The organism is Curtobacterium flaccumfaciens pv. betae (genome assembly GCF_026241855.1).
Classification (GTDB): Bacteria; Actinomycetota; Actinomycetes; order Actinomycetales; family Microbacteriaceae; genus Curtobacterium; species Curtobacterium flaccumfaciens.
In genome coordinates this window covers 2,260,025-2,277,610 of record NZ_JAPJDC010000001.1, presented here as the reverse complement: position 1 = coordinate 2,277,610, position 17,586 = coordinate 2,260,025, and the positions used below count along the sequence as shown (strand labels likewise).

17 protein-coding genes are annotated in these 17,586 nt (G+C 71.8%); 11 read left to right on the top strand and 6 right to left on the bottom strand.

Translation table 11 applies throughout. From position 1 onward, the window contains the following. Nucleotides 1-3 precede the first annotated feature (3 nt). Nucleotides 4-1,086, top strand: coding sequence for a D-alanine--D-alanine ligase family protein (locus tag ORG17_RS10700; RefSeq protein ID WP_176708971.1), 1,083 nt, complete (start codon nucleotides 4-6; stop codon nucleotides 1,084-1,086). A 6-nt stretch (nucleotides 1,087-1,092) separates the two neighbouring features. Here ORG17_RS10700 and ORG17_RS10695 read toward each other — a convergent pair whose 3' ends face one another. Next, a complete protein-coding gene (locus ORG17_RS10695) occupies nucleotides 1,093-1,578 on the bottom strand; it encodes a DUF3515 family protein (RefSeq protein WP_027465901.1) in 486 nt (161 codons plus the stop codon). 24 nt (nucleotides 1,579-1,602) lie between these two features. Here ORG17_RS10695 and thiL point away from each other — a divergent pair, with 24 nt between their 5' ends. Then, complete coding sequence (gene thiL, locus ORG17_RS10690) at nucleotides 1,603-2,598, top strand: thiamine-phosphate kinase (protein WP_214527403.1); 996 nt, start codon at nucleotides 1,603-1,605, stop codon at nucleotides 2,596-2,598. A 19-nt stretch (nucleotides 2,599-2,617) separates the two neighbouring features. Here the strand turns inward: thiL and ORG17_RS10685 are convergent, their stop codons facing one another. After that, nucleotides 2,618-3,178: an RsmD family RNA methyltransferase gene (locus tag ORG17_RS10685; RefSeq protein WP_027465899.1), complete on the bottom strand. Its 561-nt coding sequence runs from the start codon at nucleotides 3,176-3,178 to the stop codon at nucleotides 2,618-2,620. A gap of 97 nt (nucleotides 3,179-3,275) precedes the next feature. Between ORG17_RS10685 and ORG17_RS10680 the strand changes: the two genes are divergently transcribed. From ORG17_RS10680 to ORG17_RS10650, 7 genes are all read left to right on the top strand, one after another. Then, nucleotides 3,276-5,504 carry an ATP-dependent DNA helicase RecG gene (locus ORG17_RS10680; protein ID WP_301565359.1) on the top strand — a complete coding sequence of 743 codons (2,229 nt, stop codon included), beginning with the start codon at nucleotides 3,276-3,278 and terminating at the stop codon, nucleotides 5,502-5,504. Nucleotides 5,505-5,542: 38 nt separating this feature from the next. Beyond that, the gene (coaD, locus tag ORG17_RS10675) at nucleotides 5,543-6,028 is read left to right on the top strand and encodes a pantetheine-phosphate adenylyltransferase (RefSeq protein WP_071244868.1); all 486 of its coding nucleotides are present in this window, start codon (nucleotides 5,543-5,545) and stop codon (nucleotides 6,026-6,028) included. A gap of 116 nt (nucleotides 6,029-6,144) precedes the next feature. Then, complete coding sequence (locus tag ORG17_RS10670) at nucleotides 6,145-6,717, top strand: YceD family protein (RefSeq protein WP_071405664.1); 573 nt, start codon at nucleotides 6,145-6,147, stop codon at nucleotides 6,715-6,717. A gap of 55 nt (nucleotides 6,718-6,772) precedes the next feature. After that, nucleotides 6,773-6,976, top strand: a complete 204-nt coding sequence (gene rpmF, locus ORG17_RS10665; protein WP_017888273.1) for a 50S ribosomal protein L32 — start codon at nucleotides 6,773-6,775, stop codon at nucleotides 6,974-6,976. A 13-nt stretch (nucleotides 6,977-6,989) separates the two neighbouring features. Further along, complete coding sequence (gene rnc / locus ORG17_RS10660) at nucleotides 6,990-7,715, top strand: ribonuclease III (RefSeq protein WP_173034235.1); 726 nt, start codon at nucleotides 6,990-6,992, stop codon at nucleotides 7,713-7,715. A gap of 4 nt (nucleotides 7,716-7,719) precedes the next feature. Further along, nucleotides 7,720-8,691, top strand: a complete 972-nt coding sequence (mutM, locus tag ORG17_RS10655; protein ID WP_214527401.1) for a bifunctional DNA-formamidopyrimidine glycosylase/DNA-(apurinic or apyrimidinic site) lyase — start codon at nucleotides 7,720-7,722, stop codon at nucleotides 8,689-8,691. A gap of 31 nt (nucleotides 8,692-8,722) precedes the next feature. After that, complete coding sequence (locus tag ORG17_RS10650; protein WP_214527400.1) at nucleotides 8,723-12,451, top strand: AAA family ATPase; 3,729 nt, start codon at nucleotides 8,723-8,725, stop codon at nucleotides 12,449-12,451. Nucleotides 12,452-12,549: 98 nt separating this feature from the next. Here the strand turns inward: ORG17_RS10650 and ORG17_RS10645 are convergent, their stop codons facing one another. After that, on the bottom strand, nucleotides 12,550-12,708 hold the full coding sequence (locus ORG17_RS10645; protein WP_171907827.1) for a hypothetical protein: 159 nt from the start codon (nucleotides 12,706-12,708) through the stop codon (nucleotides 12,550-12,552). 83 nt (nucleotides 12,709-12,791) lie between these two features. Next, nucleotides 12,792-13,661 (bottom strand): signal recognition particle-docking protein FtsY, encoded by an 870-nt coding sequence (ftsY, locus tag ORG17_RS10640; RefSeq protein ID WP_027465892.1) that lies wholly within the window; start codon nucleotides 13,659-13,661, stop codon nucleotides 12,792-12,794. A 217-nt stretch (nucleotides 13,662-13,878) separates the two neighbouring features. Here ftsY and ORG17_RS10635 point away from each other — a divergent pair, with 217 nt between their 5' ends. Further along, nucleotides 13,879-14,904 carry a TerC family protein gene (locus tag ORG17_RS10635; RefSeq protein WP_110859106.1) on the top strand — a complete coding sequence of 342 codons (1,026 nt, stop codon included), beginning with the start codon at nucleotides 13,879-13,881 and terminating at the stop codon, nucleotides 14,902-14,904. A gap of 184 nt (nucleotides 14,905-15,088) precedes the next feature. Here ORG17_RS10635 and lipA read toward each other — a convergent pair whose 3' ends face one another. Together lipA and lipB are read right to left on the bottom strand one after the other, a co-directional pair. Continuing rightward, nucleotides 15,089-16,072, bottom strand: coding sequence for a lipoyl synthase (lipA, locus tag ORG17_RS10630; RefSeq protein WP_214527399.1), 984 nt, complete (start codon nucleotides 16,070-16,072; stop codon nucleotides 15,089-15,091). Then, nucleotides 16,069-16,818 carry a lipoyl(octanoyl) transferase LipB gene (gene lipB, locus ORG17_RS10625; protein ID WP_214527398.1) on the bottom strand — a complete coding sequence of 250 codons (750 nt, stop codon included), beginning with the start codon at nucleotides 16,816-16,818 and terminating at the stop codon, nucleotides 16,069-16,071. The genes lipA and lipB overlap by 4 nt, the downstream gene beginning before the upstream one ends. A gap of 85 nt (nucleotides 16,819-16,903) precedes the next feature. Between lipB and ORG17_RS10620 the strand changes: the two genes are divergently transcribed. Then, on the top strand, nucleotides 16,904-17,569 hold the full coding sequence (locus tag ORG17_RS10620) for a VOC family protein (protein ID WP_214527397.1): 666 nt from the start codon (nucleotides 16,904-16,906) through the stop codon (nucleotides 17,567-17,569). Nucleotides 17,570-17,586: the final 17 nt, after the last annotated feature.

Here is a 17,586-nt window from a genome sequence, read left to right as displayed (position 1 = left end):
CCCATGCCCAGGACCACCGTCGCCGTGCTCTTCGGCGGTCGCTCGAGCGAGCACGAGATCAGCTGCGTGACCGCCGGCGGCATCATGGACGTCGTCGACCGGGCCGAGTACGACCTCGTGCCGATCGGGATCACCCAGGACGGTGCCTTCACGCTGCAGTCGGACGACCCGGCGCAGTGGACTATCCGCGACGGCGCGCTGCCGACGGTGCCCGACAACGGCACGCGGATCGCGTTCCCGACCTCGCCGGCCACCAACGAACTCGTCGTGTCCCACCCCGACGGCACGGTCACCGCGATCCCGGTCGACGTGGTGTTCCCGATCCTGCACGGCCCCTTCGGCGAGGACGGCACGATCCAGGGCCTGCTCGAGATCGCCGGGCTGCCGTACGTCGGCGACGGCGTGCTCGCGAGCGCACTGGCGATGGACAAGCACGTCGCGAAGGCCGTGCTCGAGCACGCCGGGCTGCGGGTCGCACCGTGGACCACCGTGCTCCGCCGGCAGTGGGCGGCCGACCCGGTGGACGTCGCCGAGACGATCGCCGCGCACGGCTGGCCGCTGTTCGTCAAGCCGGCCCGCGCGGGGTCGAGCATGGGTGTCTCGCGCGTCGACGAGCCCTCGCAGCTGGGTGCCGCCATGGACCTGGCGTTCGAGCACGACTCCAAGGTGATCGTCGAGCCCCGTGTGGTCGGCCGCGAGGTCGAGGTCGCCGTGCTCGAAGGTCGTGACGGTGTGCCGCGCACGAGCCTGCCGGGCGAGATCGTCGTGGCCGAGGACGGCTTCTACGACTTCGCCTCGAAGTACCTGGGCGGTGACGAGTCGCTGCTCTGCCCGGCCCCGCTGACCGACGACCAGACCGACGAGATCCGCTCCATCGGTGCCCGCGCGTTCGAGGCCATCGGTGGTTCGGGGCTCGCCCGTGTCGACTGCTTCCTGACCGACGACGGCTTCGTCGTGAACGAGGTCAACACGATGCCGGGCTTCACGCCGCTGTCGATGTACCCGCGCTGCTGGGCGGCGTCGGGGGTGTCCTACGGCGAGCTCGTCACCGAGCTCATCGAGCTGGGTCGCGCGGCCGTCCGCTGACGAGGGTCAGCCCTGCACGTCGTCCGGGTCGAGGCACTCGTGGCCGTCCTTCGGCAGCGACGACACGGCGTCGGACAGCTCCTGCACGACCGTCGACGTGGTCTTCGTCGAGTCGACCACGACCTGCACCGCCGGTGACCGACCGAACGTCGTGAAGACGACCTGGTCGCCCCGGTCGTCGCGGATCCAGTCGACGCCGCCCTGTGAGAAGCACGGCAGGTCGGACACGGTGGGGACGGCGACACCGCAGTGGTAGATCGCCACCTCGGGGTCGCCCCAGGCAGCGGTCGCCTGCGCGTTCGTGTTCCGCAGGTCGAACTTCGAGTCCACGGTCGCGGGCAACCGGACCTGCACGGCGGCGCACGCCGCTGCGTTGGCCGACGGGGCTGCGGACATCGACACGGCGTTCGTGCACCCGGTCAGCCCGGCGGCGAGGGTGATCACGGCCCCCACGATCGCGAGGGTGCGAGGGGTGCGGCGCGCGGTGTCCATCGTCGTCCAGGCTACCGTTCTCGTGTGGATGCAACGGACGACGCCTGGGCCGGACCGACGGTGGGGGAGCTCGGCGAACTCGTCGTCCTCGACCGGATCACGAGTCGCCTGCCCGCAGGCACACCGATCCTCGGCCCCGGAGACGACTGTGCGGTCGTGGCCGCCCCCGACGGCCGCTTCGTCGTGACGACGGACATGATGGTGCACGGTCCGGACTTCCGGTGGGCGTGGTCGTCGCCGACGGACATCGGCTGGAAGGCGGCCGCCACGAACCTCTCCGACGTCGCCGCGATGGGTGCCGTGCCGAGCGGCCTCGTGATCGCCCTCGCCGCACCGCAGGACACCCCCGTGGCCGTCCTCGAGGGCATCGCCGACGGCTTCCGGCTCGCCGTCGACGCACTCGCGCCGGGGTGCGGGGTCGTCGGGGGAGACCTCTCCACCTCGGCGACGTTCACGGTGGCCGTCACCGCCTTCGGCGACCTGCTGGGCCGCGCGCCCGTGCTGCGGTCGGGTGCGACCGTCGGTGACGTGCTCGCGGTGTCCGGCGAGCTCGGACGTGCCGCCCGTGGGCTGTCCCGGCTGTTCCGCGACGGCGTCGACGGCCGGGGCGAGCCGGACCGTGCCGCGACGGTCGCGAGCGGCGCGGACGTCGACCCCGACGTCGGACGCCAGCGCCGCCCGGAGCCCCCGATCGCCGACGGGCCGCTCGCAGCCGGGGCCGGGGCCACCGCGATGCTCGACCTGTCCGACGGCCTGGCGATCGACGCCGGTCGGCTCGCCCGTGCCAGCCGGGTGACGCTCGAACTCGATGCCGCCACCGACCTCGACGAGGTCGCGCTGCACGGTGGCGAGGACCACGGACTGCTCGCCACGTTCCCGGCCGACGCGGTCCTGCCCGGGGGCTTCCGGCGCATCGGTGTCGTGCGGGAGCGCGGCGACGCGGACCTGCTGCGCGCCGGTGCCGCGGTGCCGACGACCGGCTGGGACCCCTACGCCGACTGGGACGGCGTCGCCGGCTGACCCGGTTGACCCCGTTGCCTCAGCCGGCGGCGACGGCCTCCCACGCGACGGTCTCGCCGTAGCTGCGCTTGCTGAACGGCGCGAGCCCCGCCGGCCAGGTGGGCTCGGGGGAGCGCTTGCTCCGCTCGACCACGACGACGGCATCCGGCGTCAGCTTCGGCGCCAGGGCCTCGAGCACCTCGGCGAGCTCGTGCTCGGTGACGTCGTAGGGCGGGTCGATGAACACCAGGTCGAAGGTGCGGACGGTCCCGCGCAGGTACCCGAGCACCGGCTGGGGCTGCACGTCGATCCGGACGCCCGGCACCCGCTGCTGCACGGCCTTGGCGTTCGCCCGGCAGGCCTGCGCGGCGGCGGATGCCCGGTCGACCAGGACCACCTCGGCCGCACCGCGGGACGCAGCCTCGAGCCCGAGCGCGCCCGTTCCCGCGTACAGGTCGGCCACCGACGTGGCCTCGACGAGCCCCCGTGCCTCGAGCGACGAGAACAGCGCCTCGCGCACGCGGTCGCTCGTCGGGCGGGTGCCGGACTTCGGCACCCGGAGCGTCAGGGAGCCGGCGGCGCCGGCGATGATGCGGGTCATGCAGCCACCGTATCGGCCCGGCGGGTCCGGTCCGGTGTTCTCCACAGGCCGCTCGGGAGGCACGGGTGGGGTCGGTCGTGCCCGGTACCGTTGGAGCGTGGTCACCTCCGGAACCCCCGCTGCGCCGGCCGCGCCCGACCTCGGTCCGGCGCCGCTCGACGCGCGGCTCGCGAACGTGCTCGGCGGTCGGACGGCGACCGCGATCGAGAAGGCCTTCGGCTACCGCACGGTGGGGGAGTTCCTCGAGCACGCGCCCCGCCGCTACGCCGAGCGTGGTGCACTGACGGCCCTCGACTCGCTCGCGATCGGCGAACCCGTCACCATCGTGGCCGAGGTCGTCGACGTCCGTGAACGCACCATGCGCGCGCGCCGCGGCTCGATCCTCGAAGCGAAGATCGGCGACGGCAAGGGCCTGCTCACCCTCACGTTCTTCAACCAGGGCTGGCGCACGAAGGACCTCGTCCCCGGCGCGCGGGGCATCTTCTCCGGCAAGGTCAGCGACTACCGGGGTGCCCGGCAGCTCGCCCACCCCGACTACGAGCTGTTCGACCCCGACGACCCCCGCGCCACGGCCGAACCCGGTTCCGACGAAGCGATCCGGTGGTCGCGCCAGCCGATCCCGATCTACCCGGCGACGGCCTCGCTCACGTCGTGGCAGATCGCGAAGTCCATCGGGATCGTCCTCGACACCCTGCCGGACCTGCCCGACCCGGTGCCGGCGTCCGCGCGGTCCCGGCTCGACCTCGTGCCGTTCCGCCGCGCGCTCGAGCTGCTGCACCGTCCCGAGAAGGTCGCGGACTTCAAGCGCGCGCAGGACGCCCTGCGCTACCGCGAGGCGTTCGTGCTGCAGACCGCCCTGGTGCAGCGCCGGATCGCGGCCCGTCGCACCGCGGCCACCCCGCGCGTGGCCGCCCCGGGTGGCATCCTCGAGCGCTTCGACGCCACCCTGCCGTTCACGTTGACGGACGACCAGCGGGCCGTCGGTGCCGACATCGACCAGGACCTCGCCCACACCTGGCCCATGCACCGGCTGATCCAGGGCGAGGTCGGGTCCGGCAAGACCCTCGTGGCGATCCGGGCGATGCTCACGGTGGCCGAGTCCGGCGGCCAGTCCGCGCTCATCGCCCCGACCGAGGTGCTGGCGGCCCAGCACCTGCGCTCCATCGTGAAGTTCCTCGGGCCGGACCTGGCCGCCGAGCTCCGACCGGTGATCCTGACCGGGTCGCAGTCCACCGACGAACGTCGCCGGGCCCTGCTCGCCGCGGCGTCGGGCAGCTCACGGCTGGTCGTCGGCACCCACGCGCTCCTGGGGGACCGGGTGGACTTCGCCGAGCTGGGGCTCGTGGTGGTCGACGAGCAGCACCGCTTCGGTGTCGAGCAGCGCGAGGCCCTCCGCACCAAGGGCACGACCCCGCCGCACGTGCTCGTGCTCACCGCGACGCCGATCCCGCGCACCGTCGCGATGACGGTGTTCGGCGACCTCGACGTCTCGACCATCACGGGCATGCCGTCGGGGCGCGCGGGTGTCGAGACCTTCACGGTCCCGCTGGCGGAGCACCCCGGGTGGGAACCCCGGATCTGGTCACGCATGGCCGAAGAACTGGCCAAGGGTCGCCAGGCGTTCGTCGTCTGCCCGGCCATCGACGACGCCCACACCGAGGACGACGGCGAGCCGGAGCCGGCCGAGGGCGAGGACGACGCCCCGAAGCGTGCCCCGGCGACCGTGCTCGCCACCGCCGAGCGGATGCGCACCATGCCCGTGCTCGACGGGCGCTCGATCGCGGTCCTGCACGGCCGGATGACCGCCGACGAGAAGGACCGCGTGATGACGTCCTTCGCCGCCGGCGACCTCGACGTGGTCGTGGCGACGACCGTGATCGAGGTCGGCGTCGACGTCCCGAACGCGGCGATGATGGCCGTCCTCGACGCCGACCGGTTCGGGGTCTCGCAGCTCCACCAGCTCCGCGGCCGCATCGGTCGTGGGCAGTGGGCCGGGGTCTGCCTGCTGGTCACCTCGGCCGAGCTCGAGACCACCTCGCGCGAGCGCGTCGACGCGGTGGCCGCCTCGGACGACGGGTTCGAGCTCGCCCGGGTCGACCTCGAGCTCCGACGCGAGGGCGACGTCCTGGGCGAACGGCAGTCCGGTGGGCGGTCCTCGCTCAACCTGCTCCGGGTGGTCGAGCACGCCGACCTCATCGTCGACGCCCGCGGAGAAGCGGAGCGCGTGCTCGAACCCGATCCCGAGCTCGAGGGGTCCCCGGCCCTCCGTGACGCCCTCGCCCGGCGCCTCGACGAGTCCGACGCGGCGTTCCTCGGCAAGAACTGACCCCGGAGCACGACGGCCCGCGCGGTATCGTCGCTGCCATGGCGCAGATCGCGGTGGTCCCCGGTTCCTTCGACCCCGTCACCCTCGGGCACCTCGACGTCATCGGCCGCGCGGCCGGGCTCTTCGACGAGGTGCACGTCCTCGTGGTGCACAACCCCGACAAGAAGCCGGCGATGTTCGAGGCGGTCGATCGGGTGCGGCTCATCCGCGACTCGCTGGTCGAAGTCGGCGCGCCGGACACGGTCACGGTGGGCGAGTGGACGTCCGGCCTGCTGGTGGACTACTGCCGCCAGGTCGGGGCCAAGGTCCTGGTGAAGGGCGTGCGGTCCGGCGAGGACGTCGCCTACGAGACCCCGATGGCCATCATGAACCGCCACCTGGCCGACGTCGAGACGGTGTTCCTGCTGCCCGAGGCGTCGCGGGCGCACGTGTCGAGCTCGCTGATCCGGCAGGTGTCGTCGCTCGGCGGAGACGTCACCCCCTACGTGCCGAAGACGGTCGCCGACGCGCTCGCGGCCCGCTGAGCGCGCCTGCACAGCCCGCCCGGCACGCGCACGGCGCCCACCGCGTCCGGACACGCCTGTCGCCACCTCGACTCTCGGCCCCGATCGCGCTAGGCTTGTCGATCGTGTCTTCCCCCGTGAACAGCCCCTACGCCCTGCGCGTGCGCGACCTCGCGCACCGGCCGGGTGAGATGCGCGAGCACTCGCTCGACATCGAGGTGCCCGACGCGATGGGGGCCGGTCTGATCGGCGTCCGACAGGGTGCCGAACTGCACATCGACGTCAAGCTCGAAGGCCTGCACGAGGGTGTCCTCGTGTCCGGACACGCCTCGGCCGACGCCACGGGGGAGTGCTCGCGCTGCCTCATCGACATCAGCGAACCGATCGAGGTCGATTTCGCCGAGCTGTTCGCGTATGATGCCTCGGAGGATTTCGACTTCTTCGTTCGCGATGACCACGTGGACACCGAACAGGTCGTTCGAGATGCGGTGGTGCTGTCGCTGCCGTTCCAGCCGGTCTGCCGACCGGACTGCCCAGGACTCGACCCGGTGACGGGCGAGCGTCTGGCCGACCTCGGCGAGCAGCCCGCTCGTCAGGTGCTGGATCCCCGCTGGGCAGCGCTCAGCGCGATCGAGCTCGACGACAGCACCGACGGTGACACCACCGCACCGAAGACCACCGAGGGCGAGGAGCGGGCCGAGACCGAGTAGGTCCCGACACCGCCAGCCCCCGTACCGACCACCGACCAACCGAAAGAGATTCACCATGGCCGTTCCCAAGCGCAAGCAGTCCCGTGCGAACACGCACGCCCGTCGTTCGCAGTGGAAGGCCACGCCGATCCAGCTCGTGAAGACGATCGAGAACGGTCAGGTCACCTACAGCCTCCCGCACCGCGCGAAGGTCGTCGAGGACTCGGCCGGCACGCCCCTGTACATGGAGTACAAGGGCCGCAAGGTCGCCGACGTCTGATCGGACCGAACGCATGACGACAACGTCCGGCGCTGCGGGGTCTCGCCCCGCGGGGCCGGACGTCGTTCGTCTGCAGGGCATCCTCGGGGCCGACATCGACCTCGAGCTGCTCCAGCTCGCCCTGACGCACCGCTCCTACGCCTACGAGCACGGGGGCATCAAGCACAACGAGCGCCTCGAGTTCCTCGGGGACTCGATCCTCGGCCAGGCCGTGACCGTGAAGCTCTACCGGTCGTTCCCCGACCTCGACGAGGGTGACCTCGCCAAGCGTCGAGCGAGCCTGGTGTCGACCGTGGCGCTGGCCGAGATCGCCCGGATGATCGGGCTCGGCCGCTACCTGCGCCTGGGCAAGGGCGAGGAACAGACCGGCGGGCGCGACAAGTCGTCGATCCTGGCCGACACCGTCGAAGCCGTCATCGGCGCGACGTACCTGTCGGCCGGCCCCGACCCGGCCACCGAGCTCGTGCTCCGCCTGGTCGAACCGCTCATGATCGACCCGGACCGCTTCGGCGCCGCGATGGACCCGAAGACGAGCCTGCAGGAGCTCGCGTCGAGTCGTTCGCTCGGCAACCCGGCGTACCGCGTCACCGAGACCGGCCCGGACCACGACAAGACCTTCATGGCGACGGTCGTCCTGCAGGGCGAGGACATCGCCACCGGCACCGGGTCGAGCAAGAAGGCCGCCGAGATGGCCGCCGCGCTCGACGCCTGGACCCGGCTGTCCGGCCGAGCGGCCTGACCGCGTGCCCGAACTCCCCGAGGTCGAGGTCGTCCGCGCCGGCCTCGAACCCGCCGTCAGCGGCGCGCGGGTCCTGCACGTCGACGTGGTCGACGACCGTGCCCTCACCCGGCACGACGGCCTCGCCGAGGACTTCGCCGACCGACTGACCGGTCGCACGATCGCCGCTGCCGTCCGCCGGGGCAAGTTCCTCTGGATGCCGCTGCAGCCCGAGCACGACGGGGACCGCCCCGAGGCACTCGTCGCCCACCTCGGCATGAGCGGGCAGATCCTGCTCGGCCGTGGTCGACCGGCGGCCAAGCACCGTCGGATCCTCATCGACGTGCAGCCCGCGGGCTCCGACCGCTCGGGTGCGGCGGAGCCCCCCGTGGAACTCGAGTTCGTCGACCAGCGCACGTTCGGCTCGATGGCGATCGACGCGATGGTGCCGACGATCGACGGTGCTCCCGCCGGGTTCGGCGGGCAGGTCGACGCGATCGACCCCGATGCCGTGTGGCGTCGGTGGGTGCCCGGGCAGGTGTCGCACATCGCCCGTGACCCGCTCGACCCCGCCTTCGACGACGACCGGTTCACCGCGATGGCACGGAAGCGTTCGAGCGGCATCAAGCGGGTGCTGCTCGACCAGGGCGTCGTGAGCGGCATCGGCAACATCTACGCCGACGAGTCGCTCTGGGCCGCGAAGCTGCACTACGACCGCGCCGCCGACCGCCTCACCCGTGCCGACCTGCGGCGGCTGCTCGACGAGGTCCGCGCCATCCTGCGCCGGGCGCTCGAGGACGGCGGCACGAGCTTCGACGCCCAGTACGTCAACGTCAACGGGCAGTCCGGGTACTTCTCGCAGCGCCTGAACGTCTACGGGCAGCAGGGGAAGCCGTGTCCACGCTGCGGCACGACGATCGTGCGCGAGGCCTTCATGAACCGGTCGAGCCACATCTGCCCCGTGTGCCAACCCCGTCCCCGCGCCCGCACGCGTTAGCCTGACGCCAACCAGAGCATCCGGAGACCGCATGTACTTGAAGAGCCTGACCATCAAGGGGTTCAAGTCCTTCGCGCAGCCGACGACGTTCGCGTTCGAGCCGGGCGTGACGTGCATCGTCGGCCCGAACGGCTCCGGCAAGTCGAACGTGGTGGACGCCCTGGCCTGGGTGATGGGGGAGCAGGGGGCGAAGACCCTGCGCGGCGGCAAGATGGAGGACGTCATCTTCGCCGGCACCTCGACCCGCGGTCCGCTCGGTCGTGCCCAGGTGCTGCTGACCATCGACAACAGCGACGGCCTGCTGCCGATCGAGTACTCCGAGGTGACGATCGCGCGCACGCTGTTCCGCAACGGTGGCAGCGAGTACGCCATCAACGGCGAGAACTGCCGGCTGCTCGACGTCCAGGAGCTGCTGAGCGACACCGGCCTCGGCCGTGAGATGCACGTGATCGTCGGGCAGGGGCAGCTCGACAAGGTGCTCCACGCCACCCCCGAGGACCGCCGCGGCTTCATCGAGGAGGCCGCGGGGATCCTGAAGCACCGCCGTCGCAAGGAGAAGACCCTCCGCAAGCTCGACGCGATGCAGACGAACCTGACCCGCCTGTCCGACCTGGCCGGTGAGATCCGGCGGCAGCTGAAGCCCCTCGGGCGGCAGGCCGAGGTCGCACGCAAGGCCCAGTCGGTGGCCGCGGTCTTCCGCGACGCCAAGGCCCGCGTCCTCGCCGACGACGTGGTGCGCCTGCGCCGTGAGCTGCACGACCACCAGGAGGTCGAGGCGGGCCGCAAGTCCGAGCGCATCGTCCTGACCGAGCGGCTCGACCAGACCCGGGTGCGCCAGCAGCACGTCGAGCAGAGCATGGTCGGCGACGACGTCGACCGCGCCCGCACCGTCGTGCACCGGCTCGAGAGCGTGCAGGAGCGCCTCCGCGGCCTGTCGAGCCTGGCGAACCAGCGCCTGATGTTCCTCGCGCAGCAGGCCGACGCACCGCAGCAGGGCCCGACCGTCACCCAGGAGCAGGTCGCCGGGGTCCGAGCCGAGGCCGACCGCCTCGCCGCCCGCGCCGACGAGATGCAGGGCGGTTCGGCGACGACCGCCCGCGCGGTGCAGGACGCACGCGCCGCGCTGGACGCCCTGGACGAACGCATCGCTGCCCAGGCTGCCCGGGTCTCGCAGCACGACCTCGAGGCGCAGCGGCTCGCCAGCGCCGTCGACGTCGCCCGGTCGAAGCGCGGTTCCGCCGTCGCCGACCGCGAGCGGCGGGAGCGGGCTCTGGCCGAGGCGGGGGAGCGTGCCGAGCGTGCCGCGGCGGCCCTCGCCGAACTCGGTGTCGACCCGTCCGAGGGGGGCGACGAGACCGCGCTCGCGCAGACACTCGAGCAGGCGCGCGCCGAGCTCGAACGGGCCCAGACCGCGCGCGACGAGCAGCGCGACCGGCTCCACGCCCTCGAACGCGAGCGGGACGCCCTCGACGCCCGGGTCACCGCGCTCGGCATGTCGATCGAGGTCCGCGACGGTTCGCAGGCACTGATCGACGCCGGTCGCGCGGGCATCGTCGGTCGCCTGGCCGACAGCCTGACGGTGTCGCCCGGGTTCGAGGCCGCGATCGCCACCGCGCTCGAGGGACTCGCCGACGCCGTCCTCGCCGACGACCGCGGTGCGGCGCTCGACGCCGTCGACCACGCCCGCGCTGCCGACCTCGGCCGGATCGACGTCGTCGTCGCGGACGCCGCGTCCGTCCCAGCGGCCCTGCCCGAGACCCTGCCGGCCGGCGTCCGCCGTGCCACGGACCTGGTGCAGGGACCGCCGGTGCTCGCGTCGATCCTGCGGGACACGCTGGTCGCGGAGACCGACGACCTCGACCTGGAGGCCGTGCTCACGGCCGCCCCGCACGCCACGGTGGTCACGCGGTCCGGCGACCTCGTCCGTGCGGTCCGCGTGACCGGCGGCGGGGAGCGCGCGACCTCGCGCATCGAGCTCGTCGCGGAGCGCGACGACGCCGTGACGCGACGCGACGCGATCGCGACCGACGCCGAGGACGCGGCCACGGGCCTCCAGGCCGCGCGCAGCGCCGTCGAGGACGCACGCCGCCGTGCGGACGAGGCCGACGCAGCCTCCCGCGCCTACACGCGGGCGAAGGCCGAGTACGACCGCACGAGTGCGTCGACGCGGGCGAAGGCGGAGAACGCCGCGGCCGAGGTCGAGCGGCTGCGTGCCGCGCTGGCCGAGACCGACGGCGCCGTCGAGACCGCGGATGCAGTGCTGGCCGAGGCCGAGTCGGCGCACCGCGCCTTCACCGACCAGGAGCGCCCCGTGGTCGACGCGTCCGAGCGTCCCGCGCTGCAGGACGCGCTCGAGGCCGCACGTGCCGCCGAGGTCGAGCAGCGGATCCAGGTGGAGACCGTGCGCGAGCGGGTGCGAGCGGAACGGAACCGCGCCGACCAGCTCGACCGCCAGCTCGAGGCCGAGCGCGCCGCCGCGGAGGAGGCCGCGCGGCTCGCCGTCATCCGCCGTGGCCAGATCCGGACCGCCGAAGCCGTCCTCGCCGACCTGCCCGGGGTGCTCGGAGCGGTCGACCGCTCGCTGGCCGAAGCGCGGGTGCAGCTGGCGACGGAGGAAGCCGAGCGGTCGAAGCGCAACACCGAGCTGCAGACGATCCGCAACGAGGAGCGCGAGCTCCGGGACCGCCTGCAGACCATCACCGACGGCGTGCACTCGCTCGAGATGGAGATCTACGAGAAGAAGCTGCACGTGTCCGGCGTCCTCGACCGGGCGCAGAGCGAGCTCGGGCTGTCCGAGGCCGTGCTGGTGGCCGAGTACGGGCCGCACGTGCCGGTGCCCGTCGACGTGCTCGTGGACCCGCGGGTGCGCGCGCGGAAGCACCGCGAGGCGGAGCGCGCGGCGGCGGCCGCCGCCGCCGAGGCCGCGGGCGTGACCGAGCCGGAGGAAGCAGCGGCAGAAGCGGGTCCCGACACCGACGACGTGGCCCTCGTCGACGCGGAGTCCACCCTGCCCGGCGGCCCGGCGCTGCCCGAGTTCGACACGACCGACGAGATCGACCCCGCCGACGTCGAGACCGTGCCCTACGTCCGTGCCGAGCAGGAGCGCCGACTCAAGGCCGCGGAGCGCGACCTCGGACAGCTCGGCAAGGTGAACCCGCTCGCGCTCGAGGAGTTCCAGGCGCTCGAGCAGCGGCACGCGTTCCTCGCCGAGCAACTTGAGGACCTGCAGAAGACCCGGACGGACCTGCTGACGATCATCGACGAGCTCGACACGAAGATGCAGACGATCTTCGAGTCCGCGTTCAACGACACGAAGGAAGCGTTCGACGTCATCTTCCCGATCCTGTTCCCGGGCGGCTCGGGGTCCATCAACCTGACCGACCCGACCGACCTGCTCGGCACCGGGATCGACGTGCAGGTGAAGCCCGCCGGCAAGAAGATCGACCGCCTGACCCTGCTGTCCGGCGGCGAGCGGTCCCTGGCGGCGGTGGCGCTCCTCGTCGCGATCTTCACCGCGCGGCCCTCGCCGTTCTACATCATGGACGAGGTCGAGGCGGCACTCGACGACGCCAACCTCGGCCGCCTGCTGACCGTGTTCGAGCGTCTGCGCGAGTCGTCCCAGCTCATCGTCATCACGCACCAGAAGCGCACGATGGAGATCGCCGACGCCCTGTACGGGGTGTCGATGCGGCAGGACGGCGTCTCGGCGGTCGTCGGGCAGCGGGTGCAGAAGCGCGAGCCGGCGGACGCGGTCGCCTAGGCGTCCTGGTCGCGACCGGACGGCAGACAGGAGGCGCGGTGCCAGCTGGCACCGCGCCTCCCGTTCTGTCAGGTGCGTCCGGACAGGACGCCGGGTCGCTACGCGCGACCGCGGATCGTCCGGAGCAGCCAGCCGATGACCGCCAGCAGGATGAGCACGATGCCCACCCAGAGCAGGAACTTCAGCGCACCGACGAAGATGCCGCTGAAGAGCAGGACGAGGCCGACGATGATCGCGATGATCAGCAGTGCGGGCATGAGGGTCTCCTATCCCTGGAACGAGACCGAGCAGATGCCCGGACCGTCAGGGACGCTACTCCTCGGCGTGCCGCCGCGTTCGCTCAGCCGACGAGGTTCTGCACGAAGACGTGCGGCGTGAAGCCCGTCAGGTCGTTGATGCCCTCGCCCTGCCCGATGAGCTTGATCGGGATGCCGGTCTTCTCCTGCACGCTCAGCACGAAGCCGGCCTTGGCCGAGCCGTCGAGCTTGGTGATGACGAGGCCGGTCACGCCGGCACCCTCGATGAAGGCCTGGGCCTGTGCGAGGCCGTTCTGGCCCGTCGTCGCGTCGAGGACGAGCAGGACCTCGCTGATCTCGGTCTGCTTCTCGACCACGCGCTTGATCTTGGTGAGCTCGTCCATCAGGCCGGCCTTGGTGTGCAGACGCCCGGCGGTGTCGATGACGACGATCTCGGTCTGGTCGCGGATCGCCTTCTCGACGGTCTGGTACGCCACCGACGCCGGGTCCTGCCCGGGCTGCGACGGACGGACGACGTCGACCCCGGCGCGCTGGGCCCAGGTGGCGACCTGCTCGACCGCCGCGGCGCGGAACGTGTCCGCCGCCCCGACGAGCACCGTGCGGTCGTAGGTCTTCAGGAACTTGGCGAACTTGCCGATCGTCGTGGTCTTGCCGACGCCGTTCACCCCGACGACGAGCACCACGGCGGGCCGCGCGCTGAGCTTCAGGGTGGTGTCGAGCTTCGAGAGCCGTTCCTCGAGGACCTCGCGGAGCATGCGCTGCAGGTCGGCGGGGTCGGTCGTGCCGTACCGGTCGACGCGGGCGTGCAGGTCCTCGATGATCTCCTCGGAGATATCGGGCCCGAAGTCGGCGCCGATGAGGGCGGTCTCCAGGTCCTCCCACGTGGTCTCGTCGATCGTCTTGCGCTGGAAGAGGCCGCGCAGCCGTGAGGACAGTGACCAGGAACTCGCCATGCTCCCAGCTTAGAGCGCGGCACATGTCCGCTGTGCCCGGTATGCTCGGGAACACGAAGGGGAGTATTCCCTCTCGGTGACCCCGTCAGTACGGTCCGGAACGATCCGGCCCCGGGGCGCCGGTCGTGCGACACCGGTTCCGGTGCCGTGCGACGGAAGAGACCTTCAGGCCTCGGCGTACCCGCACATCAGCGGCGCGCCCTACCTGAAGGACACCGTGGACGTCCCACTCTTCGTCTGGCTCATCACGATCGCCGGCATCCTCGCGCTGCTGGTGTTCGACTTCTACTCGCACGTGCGCACGCCGCACGTGCCCCACATCCGCGAATCCGCGTTCTGGTCCGCCTTCTACATCGGGCTGGCGATCCTGTTCGGCATCGGGATCCTGGTGTTCGGCGGCGGGCAGGCCGGTGGTGAGTACTTCGCCGGCTGGCTGACCGAGAAGGCGTTGTCGGTCGACAACCTCTTCGTCTTCCTCATCATCATGTCGAGCTTCGCCGTGCCGAAGGAGTTCCAGCAGAAGGTCCTGCTGGTCGGCGTCGCGATCGCGCTCGTCGCCCGTGGCGTCTTCATCGCCCTCGGCGTCACGATCATCGAGAACTTCTCGTGGGTCTTCTACCTGTTCGGTGCGCTGCTGTTCTGGCTCGCCTGGTCGCAGGCCCGCAGCGGCAACGACCACGGCAGCGAGGGCGAATCCCGGCTCATCCGGATCCTCAAGCGCATCATCCCGACCTCGGACCACTACGACGGCGACCGCCTGACCACCCGTGTCGACGGCAAGCGGCTGTTCACCCCGATGCTGCTCGTCATGGTCGCCATCGGCCTGACCGACGTGCTCTTCGCGCTCGACTCGATCCCCGCGATCTTCGGGCTGACGCAGGACGCCTTCATCGTGTTCACGGCGAACGCGTTCTCGCTGCTCGGCCTCCGGCAGCTGTACTTCCTGATCGCCGGCCTGCTGGAGCGCCTCATCTACCTGGGCCAGGGCCTGGCCGTCATCCTGGCGTTCATCGGTGTGAAGCTCGTCTTCCACGCCATGCACGTCAACGAGCTGCCCTTCATCAACGGTGGCGAGCACATCGAGTGGGCGCCGGAGATCCCGATCTGGTTCTCGCTGGGCTTCATCGCGCTGACGATCGCGGTCGCCACGACCGCGTCGCTGGTGGTCTCGAAGCGCCGCCAGGAGCGCGGGCTGACTCCGACCGGCCAGCCGAAGGAGTCGGTCGAGGCCGACGCGAAGTAGCCGTCACCACCTGACGGACAGGAGGCGCGGTGCCAGCTGGCACCGCGCCTCCCGTCTGTCCGGGCGTCGTCCGGACGCGCCGAGTTTCGGCCTGAGCGACAGTTCACGTGCTCCGCAGCACGTGAACTGTCGCCCAGCGCGAAACGCCGGCCACACCGCGTACGCCGCGCGAGCCGCGCGCGCGTCAGACGGCCTGGCGACCAGGGGTCGCGTCGAGCAGGTGGGCCAGGTGCTCGGGAACCGAGCCGCCGCGGGCCACCGTCGCCCGCGCCCACAGCCGGCCCGCCCGGTACGACGACCGGACCAGCGGTCCGGCGAGCACCCCGGCGAAGCCCATCTGTTCGGCGACCTCGCGGAGCTCGACGAACTCCGCAGGGCTGACCCAGCGCGCGACCGGCAGGTGCCGGGGCGACGGGCGGAGGTACTGCGTCAGCGTGATGATGTCCGTACCCGCGTCGTACAGGCGCTGCAGGGCGTCCTCGATCTCGACGCGCTCCTCGCCCATGCCGAGGATCAGGTTCGACTTCGTGACCAGCCCGGCGTCGCGGCCCTGGGTGATGACGTCGAGGGACCGTTCGAACGTGAACGCCGGCCGGATCCGCTTGAAGATCCGCGGGACGGTCTCGACGTTGTGGGCGAAGACCTCGGGGCGGGCGTCGAACACCGGGCCGAGCTGGTCCGGTCGCCCGTTGAAGTCCGGCACCAGGATCTCGACGCCGGTGCCGGGGGAGTGCTCGTGGATCGCGCGGATGGTCTCGGCGTAGAGCCAGGAACCGCCGTCGGGCAGGTCGTCGCGTGCGACGCCGGTCACGGTCGCGTACCGCAGGCCCATCTCCGCCACGGAGTCCGCGACCCGGCGGGGCTCGTCGCGGTCGAGCGGTTCCGGCTTGCCGGTGTCGATCTGGCAGAAGTCGCAGCGACGGGTGCACTGCGAGCCGCCGATCAGGAAGGTGGCCTCGCGGTCCTCCCAGCACTCGAAGATGTTCGGGCAGCCGGCCTCCTGGCAGACGGTGTGCAGCTGCTTCTCGCGCACCAGGCTCGACAGCTCGCGGAACTCGGGGCCCTGCGTGGCACGGGTCTTGATCCACGCGGGCTTCGTCTCGATCGGGGTCTCGGCGTTCCGGGCCTCGACCCGGAGCATGCGGCGGCCTTCGGGGGCGAGGGTCATACGAGGGTCTCCTGTCGGGCGGGCGCGGTGCTGGTGCTCGTGCTGGTGCTCGTGCCGGTGCTGGTGCTGGGGGCCGTCGTGCTGATCCGGCGGCCGCTGTGCATGCCGTCGACGGCCTGTCGGACGCGGTCCGCGACCAGGGGTGCGAGGTCGTCGACGGTCACGTGGGCACGACCTGCGTGCGCCGCCGCGGCGCTCAGCGTCGTGACCCCGGCGTCCGCGATGCCGCACGGGACGATCGCGGCGTAGGCGTCGAGGGCGTTGTCGCAGTTGATCGCGATGCCGTGACTCGTCACGCCCTCGGCGACGTGCAGGCCGATCGCGCCGACCTTGGCGGCGGGGGAGCCGTCAGTGCCCGGCACCCAGGCGCCGCTGCGACCCGCGACCCGTTCGGCGTGCACACCGACGGCAGCCGCGGCGTCGATGACGACCTGCTCCAGGTCACGCACCCAGGCGACGACGTCGAGGGGTTCGGCGAGCCGGACGATCGGGTAGGCGACCAGCTGCCCCGGGCCGTGCCAGGTGATGCGTCCGCCACGGTCGGTGTCGACGACCGGGGCGCCGTTCGTCGGCAGGTCGGACGGTTCGGTGCGGCGTCCGGCGGTGTACACGGACGGGTGCTCGCACAGCACGAGGGCCCCGGGGGAACGGCCGGCGGCGACGTCGGCGTGCAGGTCCCGCTGCAGGGCGAGGCCGTCCGAGTAGTCGAGCAGGCCGTGGTGGCGGACGATCTCGAGTTCCGGCATGCGGCGAGCGTACGACAGTTTCTGGACGGCGTCCAACAACGGGGGTGCTTGACGTCAACAAAGGTTGAGATGGTCCGATGGGGGCATGGACATCCGACAGGTACAGCTCGCCACCCGCTCGCTCGCCGACACCGCCCGGTTCTACGAACGGCTGGGGTGCTCGGTCGAGATCGTCGATACCACGGTGCGCATCGTGGTGGGGTCGACGCTCCTCGTGTTCCGCGAACTGCCGGAGATGACCGGAGCCCTGCACCTGGCGATCACGATCCCCACGGGGACCTTCGACGCGGCCAAGGCCTGGATCGCCGGACTGACGACGGTGCTCGGTACCGCTGACCAGGACGAGTTCGAGGGGCCGCCGAACTGGAACTCGCGGTCGGTCTACTTCGAGGGCCCCGACCAGCAGCTCCTCGAACTCATCGAGCGGCGGGACCTGGAGCCGGGCGCCCGGCGCGTTGGCGTCGGTACCGACGCCGGCGTCCCGCTCGTCTCGGTCAGCGAGGTCGGCGTCCCCGTCCCCGACGTCCTCGGCGCAGCCTCGGCTCTGCGACGCGCCGGTCTCGAGCCGTACGCCAACCCGCCGGGGGAGTCCTTCGCGGCGGTCGGTGACGTGGACGGTCTCGTGATCCTGGTGTCGCCCGACCGGCGCTGGTTCCCGACCGGTGACCGGAGTCCGTCGAGCGCGCCGGTGGTCATCGACGTGGGGCTCGACGCGCCGGTCGGATTGACCGAGGGTGTCCTCCTGCGGTGAACGAGCCGGTGCCGTCG

Bases quoted from the DNA above. Each gene is read 5' to 3' on its own strand.
- ORG17_RS10700 (WP_176708971.1), top strand. From the start codon at position 4: ATGCCCAGGACCACCGTCGCCGTGCTCTTCGGCGGTCGCTCGAGCGAG.
- ORG17_RS10695 (WP_027465901.1), bottom strand. From the start codon at position 1,578: ATGGACACCGCGCGCCGCACCCCTCGCACCCTCGCGATCGTGGGGGCC.
- ORG17_RS10685 (WP_027465899.1), bottom strand. From the start codon at position 3,178: ATGACCCGCATCATCGCCGGCGCCGCCGGCTCCCTGACGCTCCGGGTG.
- coaD (WP_071244868.1), top strand. From the start codon at position 5,543: ATGGCGCAGATCGCGGTGGTCCCCGGTTCCTTCGACCCCGTCACCCTC.
- rpmF (WP_017888273.1), top strand. From the start codon at position 6,773: ATGGCCGTTCCCAAGCGCAAGCAGTCCCGTGCGAACACGCACGCCCGT.
- rnc (WP_173034235.1), top strand. From the start codon at position 6,990: ATGACGACAACGTCCGGCGCTGCGGGGTCTCGCCCCGCGGGGCCGGAC.
- ORG17_RS10650 (WP_214527400.1), top strand. From the start codon at position 8,723: ATGTACTTGAAGAGCCTGACCATCAAGGGGTTCAAGTCCTTCGCGCAG.
- ORG17_RS10645 (WP_171907827.1), bottom strand. From the start codon at position 12,708: ATGCCCGCACTGCTGATCATCGCGATCATCGTCGGCCTCGTCCTGCTC.
- ftsY (WP_027465892.1), bottom strand. From the start codon at position 13,661: ATGGCGAGTTCCTGGTCACTGTCCTCACGGCTGCGCGGCCTCTTCCAG.
- lipA (WP_214527399.1), bottom strand. From the start codon at position 16,072: ATGACCCTCGCCCCCGAAGGCCGCCGCATGCTCCGGGTCGAGGCCCGG.
- lipB (WP_214527398.1), bottom strand. From the start codon at position 16,818: ATGCCGGAACTCGAGATCGTCCGCCACCACGGCCTGCTCGACTACTCG.
- ORG17_RS10620 (WP_214527397.1), top strand. From the start codon at position 16,904: ATGGACATCCGACAGGTACAGCTCGCCACCCGCTCGCTCGCCGACACC.